The organism is Azoarcus taiwanensis (assembly GCF_012910885.1).
GTDB classification, from domain to species: Bacteria; Pseudomonadota; Gammaproteobacteria; order Burkholderiales; family Rhodocyclaceae; genus Azoarcus_F; species Azoarcus_F taiwanensis.
This window is the reverse complement of record NZ_WTVM01000097.1, coordinates 1-15,336: the sequence shown is the minus strand read 5'-3', so window position 1 is coordinate 15,336 and position 15,336 is coordinate 1. Positions and strand designations below refer to the sequence as shown.

Genomic DNA, 15,336 nt, shown 5'->3' with positions numbered 1-15,336 from the left:
CTCCAGGACGGCGCCGAGATCCCAGAAGGGATCATGGACGCGGTGTGCACCACGCTGATCGCCCTGCACGACATGCAGCGCAAGGGCAACTCGCGCACCGGCAGCGTCTACATCGTCAAGCCCAAGATGCATGGCCCGGCCGAAGTCGCCTTCGCCAGCGAGCTGTTCAGCCGTGTCGAGAAGATGCTCGGCCTGCCCGAGAGCACGATGAAGATGGGCATCATGGACGAGGAGCGCCGCACCTCGGTGAACCTCGCCGCCTGCATCAAGGCTGCCGAGTCGCGGGTGGCCTTCATCAACACCGGCTTCCTCGACCGCACCGGCGACGAAATGCACACTGCGATGGAAGCCGGCCCGATGATCCGCAAGGGCGACATGAAGACCTCCAAGTGGATCCAGGCCTACGAGCGTCACAACGTGCTCGCGGGGCTGGCCTGCGGTCTGCGCGGCAAGGCGCAGATCGGCAAGGGCATGTGGGCGATGCCCGACCTCATGGCCGAGATGCTCGAGCAGAAGATCGGTCACCCCAAGGCCGGTGCCAACACCGCCTGGGTGCCCTCGCCCACCGCGGCCGCGCTGCACGCTCTCCACTACCACCAGGTCGATGTCCAGGCCCTGCAGCAGGAAATGGAAAAGACCGACTATTTTGCCGAACGTGACGCCCTGCTCGCCGACCTGCTCACCGTGCCGGTCGCCGAGAAGGCCGACTGGGCGCCCGAGGCCATCCAGCAGGAGCTCGACAACAACACCCAGGGCATCCTCGGCTACGTCGTGCGTTGGGTCGATCAGGGCGTGGGCTGCTCCAAGGTGCCCGACATCAACAACGTCGGCCTGATGGAAGACCGCGCGACGCTGCGCATCTCGAGCCAGCACATCGCCAACTGGCTGCGCCACGGCGTCACCAAGGAGGCTCAGGTCATGGAGACGCTGAAGCGCATGGCGGCGGTGGTCGACAAGCAGAATGCCGGCGACCCGGCCTACCAGCCGATGGCGCCCGACTTCGACAAGTCGGTGGCCTTCAAGGCGGCCTGCGACCTGGTCTTCAAGGGCTGCGAGCAGCCCAGCGGCTATACCGAACCGCTGCTGCACCAGTGGCGTCTGGTGGCCAAGGCCGGCTGATCGGTCGATCCGACCGGCAATCCCGAACGCCGCAGTGATGCGGCGTTTTTCGTTCACGTGCAAGAATGGGCAAGCTCTGCCATAAGGAGACCGCTATGCTCGCCGCCCTCACCCTGCTCCTGGTTTTCCAGCTCGTCGGCGAGGTTCTCGTCCGCGGGCTGGACCTGCCCATTCCTGGCCCGGTGGTCGGCATGGCGATGCTGCTCGCGGTGCTGGTCATCCGCAACGGCCCGAGTGAGGATTTGCGCGGCACCGCCAACGGCCTGTTGCAACACCTTTCGCTGCTGTTCGTGCCCGCCGGCACTGGCGTCATGCTCCACTTCGGTCGCCTCGCGGATGAATGGCTACCTCTGCTGGCCGCGCTCGCGGTCAGCACGCTGCTGTCGATCGCAGTGTCGGCGCTGCTACTCGGCGCGCTCTCACGTCGTGCCGGCGCCCGGTCGGAGGACGCATCATGAGAGACGAATTCGGCGAAATCTGGGTCTATCTGTCGACGACCCCACTGCTCGGCCTCACCCTCACCCTGCTCGCCTATCAGGGTGCATGGTGGCTCTACCAGCGGGCAAACCAGAATCCCCTGCTCAACCCCGTCCTCATTGCCGTCGTCGCCCTCGTCAGCGTGCTGATGCTGACCGGCACCGATTACGACACCTATTTCGACGGCGCGCAGTTCGTGCACTTCCTGCTCGGTCCAGCCACGGTCGCGCTCGCGATACCACTGTACGCACAATGGCAGCGCCTGCGCGCCCTGCTGCTGCCGGTACTGCTGACATTGGTGGTCGGCTCGCTCACCGCTGCGCTCAGCGCGGTAGGCGTGGCCGCGGCACTGGGTGCGAGCCGGGAAACCATGATGTCGCTCGCGCCCAAGAGCGTAACCACGCCGATCGCGATGGGCATCGCCGAAAGCCTCGGTGGTTTGCCGTCGCTGACCGCAGTGCTGGTGATCCTCACCGGGATATTCGGTGCGGTCGCCGCACGATACGTCTTTCTCGCTCTGCGCATCGAGGATCATGCAGTGCGGGGTTTCGCCATCGGGCTGGCCTCGCACGGCATCGGCACCGCCCGCGCATTCCAGGTCAGCGAGCAAGCCGGCGCCTTCGCGGCACTGGCGATGGGGCTGAACGCACTGGTGACGGCCCTGATGCTGCCCTGGATCCTGCCCTGGCTCGCGAGTCTGCTGTGACTCCGATTCCCATGAACGTTGCGTCCGGATCGCCAGAGGCGGAAACTAACGGGAAAAGACGACAAGGGAGAGCATCACCATGACACCGACCTCGGTGCACGATATCCGTAACGTCGCACTTCTTGGCCACACGAGCTGCGGCAAGACCAGTCTCGTCGAGGCCTTGCTCGCCGCCTCGGGCGAGATCGGCGCCGCCGGCAGCGTGGAACGCGGCACCACCACCAGCGACTTCGACCCGCAGGAGCGGGACATGGGTCATTCGCTCACCACCTCGATCACCCATTTCGAGTGGGCCGGCCACTGGATCAACCTGCTCGATACGCCGGGCCTGCCTGACATGGCCGGCCGCGCCCTCGCGGCGCTGCCGGCGGTGGACACCGCCGCCATCGTCATCAATGCCCAGGCCGGCATCGAGAGCGGCACCCGGCGAATGATGGAGGCGGCGCGCGGCAAGTGCCGGATGCTGATCGTCAACCGCATCGAGCTGCCAGGACTCGACCTCGCCGCGCTGATGGACGAGATCGTCAACAGCTTCGGGCCGGAATGCCTGCCGATCAATCTGCCGTCGGTTGACGGCACGAGCGTCGTCGACTGCTTCTTTTCGCCAAACGATACGGCCGCAACCGCCTTCTCCTCAGTCGCTGGGGCGCACGAGGCGATCGTCGACCAGGTGGTTGAGCTCGACGAAGCCCTGATGGCCGCGTACCTGGAACAAGGCCAGAGCCTCGATCCCGACCAACTCCACGACCCATTCGAGAAAGCCTTGCGAGAGGGTCATCTCGTCCCCGTGTGCTTCGTCTCGGCCCGCACGGGAGCCGGCGTGCGGGAACTGCTCGACGTACTCGGGCGGTTGATGCCGGATCCCACCGAGGGCAATCTGCCGCGATTCCTGAAGGGCGAAGGCGATCAGGCGCAACCGGTTGAAGTACTGCCCGACCCGGAGCGCCATGTCGTCGCCCATGTCTTCGAGGTGCTGAACGACCCTTACCGTGGCAAGCTCGGCGTGTTCCGCATCCATCAGGGCACGGTTACGCCGAACACCCAGCTCTTCATCGGCAACGCACGCAAACCTTTCCGCGTCTCACACCTGCTGCGTCTGCAGGGCAAGAACCAGGTCGAGATTCCGCTTGGGGTGCCCGGCGACATCTGCGCGGTCACTCGCGTGGACGAGATTCATCCCGGCGTGGTGCTGCACGACTCCCATGACGAAGACCACCATCACATCGAGTTGCCGCCGTACCCCAGACCGGTATTCGGCCTTGCGCTGATCCCGACCAAGCATGCAGACGAGCAGAAGCTCTCCGAGGCGCTCGCCCGCTTGCAGGACGAAGACCCCTGCATCGAGATCGGCTTCGATCCGCAAACCCGCCACACTGTGATGCGCGGTCTCGGCGAGCTGCACCTCAAGATATTGCTCGATCAGCTCGAGTCCCGCTGGAATCTCCAACTCGAAACAGCCACACCGTCGATCCCCTACCGGGAAACCATCGCCGCGCCAGCCGAAGCACGCTACCGCCACAAGAAGCAAAGTGGCGGCGCAGGCCAGTTTGGCGAAGTCGCGCTGCGGGTCGAACCGCTGCCGCGCGGTGCAGGCATTGAGCTGGGTAACGAGGTCAAAGGAGGAGCGATTCCGACCAATTTTCTGCCCGCGGTCGAGAAAGGCGTGCATCAGGCATTGGCCGACGGCGCAGTGGCCGGCTATCCGGTTCAGGACGTGCGCATCGTGCTGGTCGATGGCAAGCATCATGCGGTCGACTCGAACGAGATCTCCTTCGTCACCGCGGGGCGCCACGCGACGATAGAAGCCTTGCTCGCCGCGCGCCCGATGGTGCTCGAGCCACTGCTCGAGGTCACGGTTCAACTGGACGAGGCCCACTTTGGCGAAATCAGCGCCGAGCTATCCACTCGACGGGGACGGCTGACCGACACGGGCAGCCCGGCACCGGGACGGACCCGCATCAGCGCCATCGTACCGATGGCCGAAATGGACGGGTTCGAGGCGCGCATGAAGGCGATCTGCGCCGGCGACAGCGAATTCACGATGCTGGCTGCCGGTCACGAACCCGCACCGCCCGAGGTTCAGAAGCGACTCGTGCAGGCTCATGGCCCTGCCGGCGGCAACTGAAGAGGCCGGCAGGAAGAATGAAGCTCACTCGACGCCACCGGGTTTACTGGCGCATCAATCTCATCCTCACCGCCAGCCTGCTGATGGTGTGGTTTCTGATTTCCTTCGTCACCGGTTACTTCGCGCGCGAACTCAATGAATACAGCTTTCTGGGCTTCCCGCTGAGTTTCTACATCTTCTCGCAGGGCTCGCTGATCGTATACCTGCTCATCATCGGCATCTATGTCTGGGTGATGAACAGGCTGGATCGGCGCTTTGGCGTCGCCGAGCGCCGCTGAGCGATTCCGCGCGCCAACGCATCGGCTCGGCGATCACTTCGCCGGCTTGTCCTGGCGTTTGCCGAAATTGTGCGCATGCCGCCCAAGGGCGAAGTCGAAGATCACCTTGCACCAGATCGTCACACCTGCCAGCGCGCTCCAGACATCGTATTCCGCCTGTCCGAAGACGACCAGGCCAATCGCGAGCAGAATCAGCCCGCCACCCACGAGATTGATCAATCCTGCCATCACCGCATAACGGGCTGGATCAGGTGGCGGCTCACCCCGCTTGAGCGCGACCTCCGAGAAATCGCGCTTGACGATGATCTTGAATGCGCGCCGCAACCAGATGAATGCGATCGGGAAAAGTGCGATGAACAGAATCCACGTCAGTGCGATTCCGATGTCAAAAGCCATTTGCTGCTCCAGTTGATTCAGTGCGCGTCACAGAGCACAGAAGGTGCCACAGAAAAGAAAACCCCGCCAGACTTCAGCGGGGCTTTTGCGACTGATTGCGGTCCGCAGTATCTGCGAACCGCAATCGACGATGTGGCTTAGTGGGCCACGGCGCCACCCGCACCACGCGGCACACGGACGTCCTCGACCATGTGCTGGATGTGATCCGGGGCCGGAGCAGTCATCTTCATCACGGCGAATGCCACCGCGAAGTTGACGAGCGCGCCAATGGCACCGAAGGCTTCCGGGGTGATGCCGAAGAAGAAGTTCGGCGACAGACCCATCTTCTCGACGTAGGCGGTGCCCGGGATGAACATGATGCCGCGGTGGGCGAACACGTAGAACAGCGTCACGGACAGACCGATCAGCATGCCTGCGATGGCGCCTTCCTTGTTCATCGTCTTGCTGAAGATGCCCATCATGATGGCCGGGAACAGCGAGCAAGCCGCGATACCGAAGGCAAGCGCCACTGTACCCGCCGCGAAGCCCGGCGGATTCAGACCCAGCCAGCCGGCAAGCACGATTGCGAACGCCATCGAGATCTTGCCGACGAGCAGTTCGCCCTTCTCTGACAGATCCGGCACGAACACGCTCTTCACCAGGTCATGCGACACCGCCGAGGAGATCGCCAGCAGCAGGCCCGCAGCGGTCGACAGCGCCGCAGCAACGCCACCCGCAGCAACCAGCGCGATCACCCAGTTGGGCAGCAGCGCGATCTCGGGGTTGGCCAGCACGATGATGTCGGCGTTCACCGTCAGCTCGTTGCCAGCCCAGCCAGCGGCTTCAGCCTTGGCACCCGCACGCGGACCATAGAACTGGATGCGGCCGTCGTTGTTCTTGTCTTCCCAACGCAGCAGACCAGTGCGCTCCCAACGCTGCATCCAGTCCGGACGATCCTCGTAACGCAGGCTCGCATCTTCTGCGTACAAGTCACCACCGGTCGCGACAGCGTGGTTCACCGTAGCGTGCAGGTTGTACTTGGCCATGGCGGCAACAGCCGGCGCCGTGGTGTAGAGGATGGCGATGAACACCAGCGCCCAACCGGCAGAAGCACGCGCATCGGCGACCTTCGGCACGGTGAAGAAGCGGATGATGACGTGCGGCAGGCCCGCGGTACCGATCATCAGCGAGACCGTGTACACGAACATGTTCAGCGTGCTGCCCGGAAGCGAGGTGGTGTACTCGTTGAAGCCGAGATCCACGACCACTTCGTTCAGGCGGGTGAGCAGGTGAACATCGGAGCCGACCAGGGTGGAACCCAAGCCGAGCTGCGGCAGCGGGTTGCCGGTCAGCTGCAGCGAGATGAAGATCGCCGGCACCGTGTAGGCCGAGATCAGCACGCAGTACTGAGCGACCTGGGTGTAGGTGATGCCCTTCATGCCGCCGAACACCGCGTAGGCGAACACGATACCCATGCCGATGTAGATACCCATCTCGTTGGTCACGCCGAGGAAACGCGAGAAGGTCACGCCAACGCCGGTCATCTGGCCGATAACGTACACGATCGAGGCAACCAGCAGGCACAACACCGCAACAGCGCGGGCGCTGTTCGAGTAGTAGCGGTCACCGATGAAGTGCGGCACGGTGAACTTGCCGAACTTGCGCAGGTACGGAGCAAGCAGCATCGCGAGCAACACGTAGCCACCGGTCCAGCCCATCAGGAACAGGCCACCACCGTAACCCATGTTGGAGATCAGGCCCGCCATGGAGATGAAGGACGCGGCAGACATCCAGTCCGCGGCCGTCGCCATGCCGTTGGTCACCGGGTGAACCCCGCCGCCGGCCACGTAGAAGTCCTTGGTGCTACCGGCACGCGCCCAGACGGCGATGCCGATGTACAGCGCGAACGACCCACCTACGAAGAGGTAGGTCATCAAGGTCAAATTATCCATATTGACTCCCTCTTACTCTTCGTGAACGTCGAATTCGCGGTCGATTTCGCCCATCTTCTTCGCGTAGTAGAAGATGCACGCGATAAAGACGTAGATCGCACCCTGTTGCGCGAACCAGAAGCCGAGCGGATAACCGCCGAGCGAAATGTTGTTCAGCATCGGTGCAATCAGGATGCCCGCGAATAGCGATACCAGGAACCAGACAATCAGAACATTCCGGATCAGCGACAGTGTCGCTTTCCAGTATGCTGCAGCGCTTTTGTCCATAACGCCTCCTCTCATTAAAGTTATAGGGCCGACCCGGACGGGCAGAGCCCTCCTACTGCTAAAGACAGCGGTGCGATTATTCGCTTTCGATCTTACTTCTAGCTTACAAGTCGTAACATCGGACCAGCCCGGCCACACCCGCAACGACAAGGCCCCCTTGCGGGGGCCTGAAAGTGCCGAAAACGGCGGGGTTCGATCAACCGAACAGATGGTCGGTCAATCGAGATCCCTTACGAGACGGACATTGACGAAGTCCGGGCGTCCGCCGGTGCCGGTATGGCCTGTAAGAAAGGAAACGCCCCATGCGCTGTAGTTGAGGCGGGCATGCGGGGTGCTGGTCCAGAAGTTGAAGGTCGGCGTGTCGGGGAATATCTCGCTGATGATCGTGGGCTGCTCGTAGTTGCCGAGACACCCCCCTCCCAGCCCTTCGCGGCTGGGTTCGGAGCGAAGACCGGTACTGCAAAAGGTCAGCGCATAAAGCTCCGGCTGGGTGGGCAGACGCCAATCGTCATAGCCGGCATAAACCGTCTCCTCAGCGACCTCGAACGCTCTATCCCAATTGTGCTGGCGCGCCTGGCCGGTACACCGGCTACCGGTCCACTCCTGGCCGATTGCGCAGCGCATCCACATCAGCCCGGCGGCCTCTTCGATCACCGTGCCATCGTCACGCGGTTCGAAACGCGCCGCCACCCGCGCACGGCGAGCCTCCACCTGGGCGACCTCCTCCGCCTGCGCTGCCTCGCCGGCGGGTGTCAGTCGGCGCTCCAGGCTCATCACGACGGGCGCAGCTGTGCGAGTGTCCACATGCTCGACCTCGATCACGCCAACGAACTCCACGAACTCGTCTCCGCGCCGAATTGCCTCGATCGTGTAACGCCCGCTGGGCAACGTCAGCTCGAGCGGTTTGCCCGACTCTGTCGGAGTAGTCCCGTAATGCTGGCCATTGATGGTGATCTCGGCACCGCCTGGCTGGGTCACCACACGCAACACACCGGGTTCGGCTTGCTCACGACTGCATCCGACCGTGGCCAGGAGCACGAAGCCGATCACGGCCAGAATCATCTGGAGGTGGTATCTCATCATCTCGAAAAGGGTTCCCTGTGACAGCCCTGCCGATCAGAGCGGCAGGGGGTGACATTCTGCCACAGCCCGGCAGCGGCCCCGACAGACGTCGAGGGCAACGGGAAACTGCGCCCCGTCGGCTGCGTCCGTGCACCAGGTCTCAGCGGACCAGGGCGTCATCGCTCCGGGTTTCGCCCCGGTTATCGAGCCAGCTCACTCTGATCGAATCACCCGAAGCGCCGCCGCGAAAACGAAAGGTGAACAGCGGATCTGCTGCAATCGATGGCGCCATGTGCGCCGACACGAGGACGCGGTCATTGTGCTCGACGGTCATGCGGGTGATGAAATGCGCCGGAATCGTTCGGCCGGCCGCGTCTGTCCTCTGCCCGGTTTCCATGGGGTGAGTCAGACGCATCCGGATTTCGGTGATGCCGTTACTGACGGCGGCTCTGATTAGGATGGGATCAGCCATGTCTTCTCTCTCAATTTCACGTCACGCGATGCAACCGCCGACGGTCACACGAACCTCGCGGCGAGCCATATACACCCGACCTTGCGCCCAGGCCAACACGTAAACATCCGAGCTTTCGCTCAAACGAATCCGGGTCTGGACTTCCGGCAGCACATCGTCGCCGAACTCGAAAATACCGGCCACCTTGTTGGGATTGTTTTCGACCAGAATCGCGATTCGGGTGGCGCCGTCGATGTCGACCGCGATTTCGATCGGTACCATGGCGCCGTTCTCCGCGATGTCTGGCGCGACGATACGAATACCCTCGGTGCGCTGAGCGTCGCCGGCCGACAGAGCCCGGAAGGCCTCATCGAGTGTGCTCGACGAAAAGACGGCTTCGTCACGCTCTGAGAAGGCCTGGGCGGGCGGGACAAATCCGGCGAGCACCAGCGCCCCATAGACGGTCAGCGCACCCGCGCGCCTGAGCGCGCTTCTGCGTCCTGCATGCATTAACAAACCTCCTTGTTTCTCTGCCGGTCGCGTCCCGGGTGGGCGGACAGCGGCGAATCTTCCAGCTCGGCACACGCCCTGTGTGCCTTCGAGGGACCGAAGTATCGCAAGGAATATCCCGGGCGGCACGGCTTATACCCAAAACTTAGTTGCTTAGAACCGCGCCGTCATCTCAGAATCGCCGCTGTAAATGGCTGAAAGCCCAGTTTTACGGACGGCCCTGTGGGCGCAGAGTCATTGAGTCACTTACTGTTCGCGCCTGGCTTGTAGGTCACCCGAGCCTTCGAGCGAAGTTCGGGCGGAGGAACCGAGGCGTCTCGATTCGGCGTCTGCGCTACACCAAGAAGAACCATATCCGAGAGGTACAACTTCGTGAAAATAAAGACCTTGCTGTTATTCACATGTCTGGTTGGCTTGGGCGCACCCGCTCTTGCCGACGACCCCAACCTTGCGAGAAACCTGGCGGCTACCTGCGCAAACTGCCATGGCACCAACGGTCACGCAGTCGACGCCGGCACACCTGGAACCATGGGCGCGCTGGCAGGCGTTCCGGCTGAAGACCTCATGACGAAACTGAGTGCCTTTCGCGCCGACCTCGTGCCGGCGACGATCATGCACCAGATCGCCAAGGGCTTCACTGAAGAGCAACTGCAACTGATCGCCGAGTATTTCGCGGCGCAGCCCCGCTAAGAGGTGTTTTCATGCTGAACAGACGTGCATTTCTCAAGGCCGTGGGTTCGATCGCGGCGACGACCGGCGCGCTCGGCGGACTCGCGAGCTACGCTTACGCCAAGGAAAACAGTGGCGGCCACGTCATCGTGGTAGGCGGTGGCTGGGGCGGCAACACCGCCGCCAAGTATCTGCGCATGTGGAGTAACGGCGCGATCAAGGTCACCCTCATCGAACCGTCCTCCCGATTCGTTTCGTGCCCGATCTCGAACCTGGTCGTCGGTGGCCTGAAGCAGATCGATGACATCACGATGAGTTACGAGACATTGTCCAAGCGCTGGGGCGTGAACCTGGTCCACGACCGCGTGACACGAATCGACGTCGCGGCCCGCAAGGTCGGGCTGAGCAACGGCGATACCCTCGACTATGACCGACTCGTTCTGTCGCCCGGGATCGACTTTCTGACCGATGAGATCGAGGGATTGTCCGGTAATGAAGAGCGCATCCCGCACGCCTGGAAAGCGGGCCCGCAAACCGCGCTGTTGCGCCAGCAACTCGAAGCGATGGAAGATGGCGGCGTCGTGGCCATCCACATTCCAAAGGTCCCGTACCGCTGCCCTCCGGGCCCTTACGAGCGCGCCTGCCTGGTATCGAACTATCTCAAACAGCAAAAACCGCGCTCCAAGGTCTTGCTGCTCGATGCCAACCCCGACATCCAGTCCAAAAAGGGGCTCTTTCAAGCGGCTTTCGAAGAGCGTTACAGCGGCATTCTCGAATACGTTCCCAACAGCACCCTGCTATCCGTCGATGCTTCGTCACTGACGGCAGAGCTGGAGTTCTCGGAAGTCAAGGCCGACGTGCTGAACGTCATTCCGCCAATGCGTTCAGGACGGCTGGTGGATCAACTGGGCGTCGAACTCATCAATGATCGCTGGGTGGACGTCGACTGGCTGACCATGGAAGCCAAGGGCGCTCCCAACGTGCATGTGCTCGGCGACGCGACCTTCCCGGCGCCCACGATGCCGAAATCCGGCCACATGGCCAATCAACACGGCAAGATCGCCGCAGCCGCGATTATCAACCTCCTCGCCGGCCAGGCACCCAACCCGGCACCTGTTGCAGTCAATACCTGCTACAGCTTCGTCGATGACACCAACGTCATCCACGTCGCATCGGTTCATCAATTCGACGCTGAGAAAGGCACGCTGATGCCGGTCGAAGGGGCTGGCGGGGTGTCGAGTGCGCCCAATGCGTTCGAGGGACGCTATGCCCTGTCCTGGGCGAACAACGTCTGGACGGACATGCTCGGCTGATCCGACGAGGCCACCAGCGATTCGGCGGCAATCGCCGAATCGCTGGACCGCAAAACGCTCTGTACAGCGCCAGCACTTACGCACCAAGCGCTGGCTCCGCACAATACGATCCGGTCACAGACTCTCAGCCGGCCCGGTGTGTCGGCAGCGCGCCCCCGGAACACGAACGGTGGGCCCAACCCGTTTCCAGCATCCATGGGACCTGCGACTGCGCCAGCGCTTCCCCTACGTAGGGCACCAGCGGTTCCGGCAATTCGGAACGCGGAAACCAGCCCAGCGCATCGCACTTGTGCGGTTCGGCGATACATGGCTCCCCCTCCCATGCGTTCGAGCGCAGGAAGAAGTCGATTCGATTGGTATCCGATCGACGGTGCACGACACCAAGCCAACTCAAGGTTTCAGGCAGGATAGCGATGCCGAGCTCCTCCGCCACTTCGCGCACCGCGGCCTCAAACACCGATTCGCCGTGCTCGACATGGCCACCCGGCAACGTGAACATGCCGTCGAAGAATCCAGTGCCCGACCGACGCATCAGGAGAATCTGTCCGCCCCGCTCGAACAACACGTGAACGCCTGTCGGAATACCCGGGTGCAACGCCATCTCAGCTTCGGCCCGTACTGCCGAACCCGCCATCACCACGCTCACTGTCTTCAAAAGAATCGACCACATTGAACCCGACCTGCAGGACCGGCACCACGACGAGCTGCGCGATCCGTTCCATCGGCTGGATGGTGAAGGCCTGGCGCCCCCGGTTCCAGACCGAGACGAAGATCTGCCCCTGGTAGTCGGAGTCGATGAGCCCGACCAGGTTGCCAAGCACGATGCCATGCTTGTGGCCCAGGCCGGAGCGCGGCAGGATCATCGCGGCCAACCCCGGATCGGCGAGGTGGATCGCCAGACCGCTGGGCACCAGGGACGTCTCACCTGCCTCGAGGGTGACGGCGGCCGGCAAACAGGCGCGCAGATCCAGACCCGCCGCGCCGCCGGTAGCATAGCCCGGCGGATGCTCGCGCAGGCGGTCGTCAAGAATCCTGACGTCAATTCGATGCATCTTGGACTTCCCTTAAAAGACTTCGACCAAAGCGCTCGGCAATCGCACTGACGATCACGCCAGCAAGCTCTCCCTTGGCAGCACGCGGCAGAGGATGGCGCCCATCGGCATCGTACAGCACGACCTGGTTGTCATCGGTGCCCAGTCCATCCTGTACCAGATTGCCGACGACCATCTGCAAACGCTTTGTCTGTCGCTTACCCTCTGCGTAGGTATCGAGGTCCCGGCTTTCGGCTGCGAAACCGACACAGAACGGCGCGTCCGGCCGGGCCGCCACCTCCGAGAGGATATCGGGATTGGGCACGAGGGTCAGCGTCATCGATTCACCGCTCTTCTTGACCTTGTGCTCGGCACTCGCTTCAGGACGATAGTCGGCGACCGCGGCGACCGCGATGAACACATCGACGCCATCGAGCTCGGCAATGACCGCATCACGCATGTCGAGTGCGCGGACAACCCCGATGCGGCGAACTCCATCCGGCGCCGGCAGGCCGGTCGGGCCGCTGACCATGACTACCTCGGCACCCGCGTGCGCGCAGGCACGCGCAAGCGAATAGCCCATCTTGCCGGAACTGCTGTTGGTCAAGCCACGAACCGGATCGACTGGTTCGAAGGTCGGCCCGGCCGTCAGCAAGACCTTGCGCCCGGCAAGCACCTTGGGCGTAAAGAACGCCTCCAGCCGTTCGAACAGAAGCTCCGGCTCGAGCATTCTCCCAAGCCCGACTTCCCCACAGGCCTGCTCACCGGCATCTGGCCCGAGAACGTGGACACCATCGTCCTTCAGTTGCCGCACGTTACGGCTTGTGGCCGGGTTCTCCCACATCTGGCGATTCATCGCCGGCGCCACGAGCAGAGGGCAGTCCCGCGCGAGACACAAAGTCGTGAGCAAATCGTCTGCCTGCCCTTGGGTCAGTCGCGCCATCACGTCCGCGGTCGCTGGCGCGACAACGATTGCGTCCGCATCCCGGCTGAGATCAATGTGTGCCATGTTGTTCGGCATCCGCGCATCCCACAGATCGGTCCACACCGGGTTCCCCGACAAGGCCTGGAAGGTCACGGCAGTGACGAATCTTGCGCCGCCTTCGGTCAGAACGACATGGACGTCGACCCCGGCCTTCACCAGCAAACGCACCAGTTCGGCGCTCTTGTACGCCGCCACGCCACCGGTGACGGCGACGACGAGTTTGCGTCCGTGTAGCGTAGTCATGACAATTTCATTATCCTATCGACATTCAAACAATGAGGTCGTGCATGGCGATCAGCGACTGGCCAACGGCGGAACGTCCACGCGAGAAACTGCTGGCGCGCGGCGCAAGTGCGCTTTCCGACGCCGAACTGCTCGCATTGTTCCTGCGCGTAGGGGTGCGTGGCAAGAGCGCGGTCGATCTAGCCCGTGATCTCATCGAACGATTCGGCTCTCTGACCCGCCTGTGCAACGCCTCCGCGGACGCCTTCTCAGCAGTACCCGGCATGGGCCCGGCCAAGTATGCACAACTGCAGGCAGTTCTCGAGCTGGCCCGTCGTGCGCTGAATGAGAGCATGCGAGACACTGACATGCTCGACACGCCCGACGCGGTGCGCAACTGGTTGCGGCTGCGCATCGGTTCGCTGCCACATGAGGTCTTCTGGGTCTTGATGCTGGACGCACGCAACTGCCTCATCGACGCGACTGAGCTCTTTCGCGGCACACTCACTCAGACGAGCGTCTATCCACGAGAGGTGGTCAAGCTGGCGCTCGCCCACAACGCCGCGGCGGTCATCCTCGCGCACAACCACCCTTCCGGCACCCGCGAACCCAGCCAGGCCGATGAGCTCCTCACCCGCAACCTCAAGCAGGCACTGGATCTGGTCGACATACGCGTGCTCGACCACTTCGTCGTCACTGCACACGCGGAACCCGTATCGTTTGCCGAACGCGGCATGTTGTAGGCTGACCCATTCAGGCCGCGGAGCAAAGACACTTGTAATCAACGGAATGAATGCGCTATCATCCGACGTTTTCCGAAACCGAATTCCCTGGAGCAACTCATGGCTCGCGTCTGCCAAGTCACCGGTAAAGCACCGATGGTGGGAAACAACGTCTCCCACGCCAATAACAAGACCAAGCGTCGTTTCCTCCCCAACCTGCAATCGCGCCGGTTCTGGAGCGAAGCTGAAAACCGCTGGATTCGCCTGCGCGTTTCCAACGCCGCCCTGCGCACGATCGACAAGAAAGGCTTCGACGTCGTCGTTGCCGAGTTGCGCGCTCGCGGCGAGAAGATCTGACACCTAACGCGCCGGCCGGGCCGGCGCATTGCGACAGCCCGGCCTGTGTGCCGGACGGCCGACAGAGCCGCCCTGGAACCAGACCGCTTAGCACTCGATAACGGAGATTCAAATGGCCAAAGGCGCCCGTGAAAAAATCAAACTGGAGTCGACCGCCGGCACCGGTCACTTCTACACGACCTCGAAGAACAAGCGTACCACCCCGAACAAACTCGAGTTCATGAAGTACGACCCGGTGGCACGCAAGCACGTCGCTTACAAGGAAATCAAGCTGAAGTAATGCGCTCGCGCGGCATTAATGTCGCGCACCCGGCATACGCAGGGGCGGATTTCGGCACAAAAGCAGGGGCGGTCGCATTGCGACCGCCCCTGTTGCTTAGGCACTACCATGGGAACGGCGAACCGTCCCGGCAGGCTACCAGCCGACGCTCAAGCGCGCTGGATGTTCGAAGCTTGCTTGCCCTTCGGGCCCTGGGTCACCTCGAAGGAAACCTTTTCGCCTTCCTTGAGGGTCTTGAAGCCGTTCATGTTGATTGCGGAAAAGTGCGCAAAGAGATCTTCGCTGCCGTCATCCGGGGTGATGAAGCCAAAACCCTTGGAATCATTGAACCACTTAACGGTACCAGTTGCCATATTGCATAAATCCTTCAAATTTAGGGTAAGCGGATTAAATGGTTGATCTTACCTTTGCATGAGAGTGAGCAAGACCGGCATC

20 protein-coding genes are annotated in these 15,336 nt (G+C 62.5%); 10 read left to right on the top strand and 10 right to left on the bottom strand.

The window, feature by feature from the left end:
• From GPA21_RS14455 to GPA21_RS14435, 5 genes are all read left to right on the top strand, one after another.
• Positions 1-1,119, top strand: a 1,119-nt coding sequence (locus GPA21_RS14455; protein WP_168988839.1) for a malate synthase G, incomplete at its 5' end; no start/stop codon positions are given.
• Positions 1,120-1,214: 95 nt separating this feature from the next.
• On the top strand, positions 1,215-1,577 hold the full coding sequence (locus GPA21_RS14450) for a CidA/LrgA family protein (RefSeq protein ID WP_168988838.1): 363 nt from the start codon (positions 1,215-1,217) through the stop codon (positions 1,575-1,577).
• The gene (locus tag GPA21_RS14445) at positions 1,574-2,302 is read left to right on the top strand and encodes an LrgB family protein (protein WP_168988837.1); all 729 of its coding nucleotides are present in this window, start codon (positions 1,574-1,576) and stop codon (positions 2,300-2,302) included. Before GPA21_RS14450 ends, GPA21_RS14445 begins: the two co-directional genes overlap by 4 nt.
• A 79-nt stretch (positions 2,303-2,381) precedes the next feature.
• Positions 2,382-4,427, top strand: coding sequence for an elongation factor G (gene fusA / locus GPA21_RS14440; RefSeq protein ID WP_168988836.1), 2,046 nt, complete (start codon positions 2,382-2,384; stop codon positions 4,425-4,427).
• 17 nt (positions 4,428-4,444) lie between these two features.
• The gene (locus tag GPA21_RS14435; protein WP_168988835.1) at positions 4,445-4,705 is read left to right on the top strand and encodes a DUF4212 domain-containing protein; all 261 of its coding nucleotides are present in this window, start codon (positions 4,445-4,447) and stop codon (positions 4,703-4,705) included.
• A gap of 33 nt (positions 4,706-4,738) precedes the next feature.
• On the opposite strand, the gene GPA21_RS14430 is transcribed toward GPA21_RS14435, so the two are convergent.
• The 6 genes from GPA21_RS14430 to soxY all read right to left on the bottom strand — a co-directional run bounded on the left by GPA21_RS14430 (position 4,739) and on the right by soxY (position 9,322).
• Positions 4,739-5,101 (bottom strand): hypothetical protein, encoded by a 363-nt coding sequence (locus tag GPA21_RS14430; RefSeq protein ID WP_168988834.1) that lies wholly within the window; start codon positions 5,099-5,101, stop codon positions 4,739-4,741.
• A 137-nt stretch (positions 5,102-5,238) separates the two neighbouring features.
• Positions 5,239-7,032 (bottom strand): sodium:solute symporter family protein, encoded by a 1,794-nt coding sequence (locus GPA21_RS14425; RefSeq protein ID WP_168988833.1) that lies wholly within the window; start codon positions 7,030-7,032, stop codon positions 5,239-5,241.
• A 12-nt stretch (positions 7,033-7,044) separates the two neighbouring features.
• The gene (locus tag GPA21_RS14420; protein ID WP_168988832.1) at positions 7,045-7,299 is read right to left on the bottom strand and encodes a DUF4212 domain-containing protein; all 255 of its coding nucleotides are present in this window, start codon (positions 7,297-7,299) and stop codon (positions 7,045-7,047) included.
• 216 nt (positions 7,300-7,515) lie between these two features.
• Positions 7,516-8,382 (bottom strand): Lcl domain-containing protein, encoded by an 867-nt coding sequence (locus GPA21_RS14415; RefSeq protein ID WP_168988831.1) that lies wholly within the window; start codon positions 8,380-8,382, stop codon positions 7,516-7,518.
• 139 nt (positions 8,383-8,521) lie between these two features.
• Positions 8,522-8,833 (bottom strand): thiosulfate oxidation carrier complex protein SoxZ, encoded by a 312-nt coding sequence (gene soxZ / locus GPA21_RS14410; RefSeq protein ID WP_168988830.1) that lies wholly within the window; start codon positions 8,831-8,833, stop codon positions 8,522-8,524.
• Positions 8,834-8,854: 21 nt separating this feature from the next.
• A complete protein-coding gene (soxY, locus tag GPA21_RS14405) occupies positions 8,855-9,322 on the bottom strand; it encodes a thiosulfate oxidation carrier protein SoxY (protein ID WP_168988829.1) in 468 nt (155 codons plus the stop codon).
• A 372-nt stretch (positions 9,323-9,694) separates the two neighbouring features.
• On the opposite strand from soxY, the gene GPA21_RS14400 reads away from it, so the two are divergent.
• Complete coding sequence (locus GPA21_RS14400; RefSeq protein ID WP_168988828.1) at positions 9,695-10,012, top strand: cytochrome C; 318 nt, start codon at positions 9,695-9,697, stop codon at positions 10,010-10,012.
• Positions 10,013-10,023: 11 nt separating this feature from the next.
• Positions 10,024-11,304: an NAD(P)/FAD-dependent oxidoreductase gene (locus GPA21_RS14395; protein ID WP_168988827.1), complete on the top strand. Its 1,281-nt coding sequence runs from the start codon at positions 10,024-10,026 to the stop codon at positions 11,302-11,304.
• A gap of 124 nt (positions 11,305-11,428) precedes the next feature.
• Here the strand turns inward: GPA21_RS14395 and GPA21_RS14390 are convergent, their stop codons facing one another.
• Genes GPA21_RS14390 through coaBC form a run of 3 tightly spaced genes read right to left on the bottom strand, consistent with a single transcriptional unit; the run spans position 11,429 to position 13,563 of the window.
• On the bottom strand, positions 11,429-11,905 hold the full coding sequence (locus GPA21_RS14390; RefSeq protein WP_168988840.1) for an NUDIX hydrolase: 477 nt from the start codon (positions 11,903-11,905) through the stop codon (positions 11,429-11,431).
• A gap of 1 nt (position 11,906) precedes the next feature.
• Positions 11,907-12,356, bottom strand: a complete 450-nt coding sequence (gene dut, locus GPA21_RS14385; RefSeq protein WP_168988826.1) for a dUTP diphosphatase — start codon at positions 12,354-12,356, stop codon at positions 11,907-11,909.
• Entirely contained in the window at positions 12,343-13,563 is a 1,221-nt protein-coding gene (gene coaBC, locus GPA21_RS14380; protein ID WP_168988825.1) for a bifunctional phosphopantothenoylcysteine decarboxylase/phosphopantothenate--cysteine ligase CoaBC, read from the bottom strand. Before coaBC ends, dut begins: the two co-directional genes overlap by 14 nt.
• Positions 13,564-13,607: 44 nt before the next feature.
• On the opposite strand from coaBC, the gene radC reads away from it, so the two are divergent.
• The 3 genes from radC to rpmG all read left to right on the top strand — a co-directional run bounded on the left by radC (position 13,608) and on the right by rpmG (position 14,901).
• Positions 13,608-14,285, top strand: a complete 678-nt coding sequence (radC, locus tag GPA21_RS14375; RefSeq protein WP_168988824.1) for a RadC family protein — start codon at positions 13,608-13,610, stop codon at positions 14,283-14,285.
• 99 nt (positions 14,286-14,384) lie between these two features.
• Positions 14,385-14,621: a 50S ribosomal protein L28 gene (gene rpmB, locus GPA21_RS14370; protein ID WP_168988823.1), complete on the top strand. Its 237-nt coding sequence runs from the start codon at positions 14,385-14,387 to the stop codon at positions 14,619-14,621.
• Between the two features lie 112 nt (positions 14,622-14,733).
• Positions 14,734-14,901: a 50S ribosomal protein L33 gene (rpmG, locus tag GPA21_RS14365; RefSeq protein ID WP_168988822.1), complete on the top strand. Its 168-nt coding sequence runs from the start codon at positions 14,734-14,736 to the stop codon at positions 14,899-14,901.
• A 149-nt stretch (positions 14,902-15,050) separates the two neighbouring features.
• On the opposite strand, the gene GPA21_RS14360 is transcribed toward rpmG, so the two are convergent.
• Positions 15,051-15,254 carry a cold-shock protein gene (locus GPA21_RS14360; RefSeq protein ID WP_011764868.1) on the bottom strand — a complete coding sequence of 68 codons (204 nt, stop codon included), beginning with the start codon at positions 15,252-15,254 and terminating at the stop codon, positions 15,051-15,053.
• Positions 15,255-15,336 lie beyond the last annotated feature (82 nt).

Coding starts and splice junctions, on each gene's coding strand:
- GPA21_RS14445 (WP_168988837.1), top strand. CDS start 1,574: ATGAGAGACGAATTCGGCGAAATCTGGGTCTATCTGTCGACGACCCCA.
- coaBC (WP_168988825.1), bottom strand. CDS start 13,563: ATGACTACGCTACACGGACGCAAACTCGTCGTCGCCGTCACCGGTGGC.
- soxZ (WP_168988830.1), bottom strand. CDS start 8,833: ATGGCTGATCCCATCCTAATCAGAGCCGCCGTCAGTAACGGCATCACC.
- fusA (WP_168988836.1), top strand. CDS start 2,382: ATGACACCGACCTCGGTGCACGATATCCGTAACGTCGCACTTCTTGGC.
- GPA21_RS14435 (WP_168988835.1), top strand. CDS start 4,445: ATGAAGCTCACTCGACGCCACCGGGTTTACTGGCGCATCAATCTCATC.
- GPA21_RS14395 (WP_168988827.1), top strand. CDS start 10,024: ATGCTGAACAGACGTGCATTTCTCAAGGCCGTGGGTTCGATCGCGGCG.
- GPA21_RS14450 (WP_168988838.1), top strand. CDS start 1,215: ATGCTCGCCGCCCTCACCCTGCTCCTGGTTTTCCAGCTCGTCGGCGAG.
- rpmB (WP_168988823.1), top strand. CDS start 14,385: ATGGCTCGCGTCTGCCAAGTCACCGGTAAAGCACCGATGGTGGGAAAC.
- GPA21_RS14390 (WP_168988840.1), bottom strand. CDS start 11,905: ATGGCGTTGCACCCGGGTATTCCGACAGGCGTTCACGTGTTGTTCGAG.
- GPA21_RS14430 (WP_168988834.1), bottom strand. CDS start 5,101: ATGGCTTTTGACATCGGAATCGCACTGACGTGGATTCTGTTCATCGCA.
- GPA21_RS14360 (WP_011764868.1), bottom strand. CDS start 15,254: ATGGCAACTGGTACCGTTAAGTGGTTCAATGATTCCAAGGGTTTTGGC.
- rpmG (WP_168988822.1), top strand. CDS start 14,734: ATGGCCAAAGGCGCCCGTGAAAAAATCAAACTGGAGTCGACCGCCGGC.
- GPA21_RS14425 (WP_168988833.1), bottom strand. CDS start 7,032: ATGGATAATTTGACCTTGATGACCTACCTCTTCGTAGGTGGGTCGTTC.
- dut (WP_168988826.1), bottom strand. CDS start 12,356: ATGCATCGAATTGACGTCAGGATTCTTGACGACCGCCTGCGCGAGCAT.
- soxY (WP_168988829.1), bottom strand. CDS start 9,322: ATGCATGCAGGACGCAGAAGCGCGCTCAGGCGCGCGGGTGCGCTGACC.
- GPA21_RS14420 (WP_168988832.1), bottom strand. CDS start 7,299: ATGGACAAAAGCGCTGCAGCATACTGGAAAGCGACACTGTCGCTGATC.
- radC (WP_168988824.1), top strand. CDS start 13,608: ATGGCGATCAGCGACTGGCCAACGGCGGAACGTCCACGCGAGAAACTG.
- GPA21_RS14415 (WP_168988831.1), bottom strand. CDS start 8,382: ATGATGAGATACCACCTCCAGATGATTCTGGCCGTGATCGGCTTCGTG.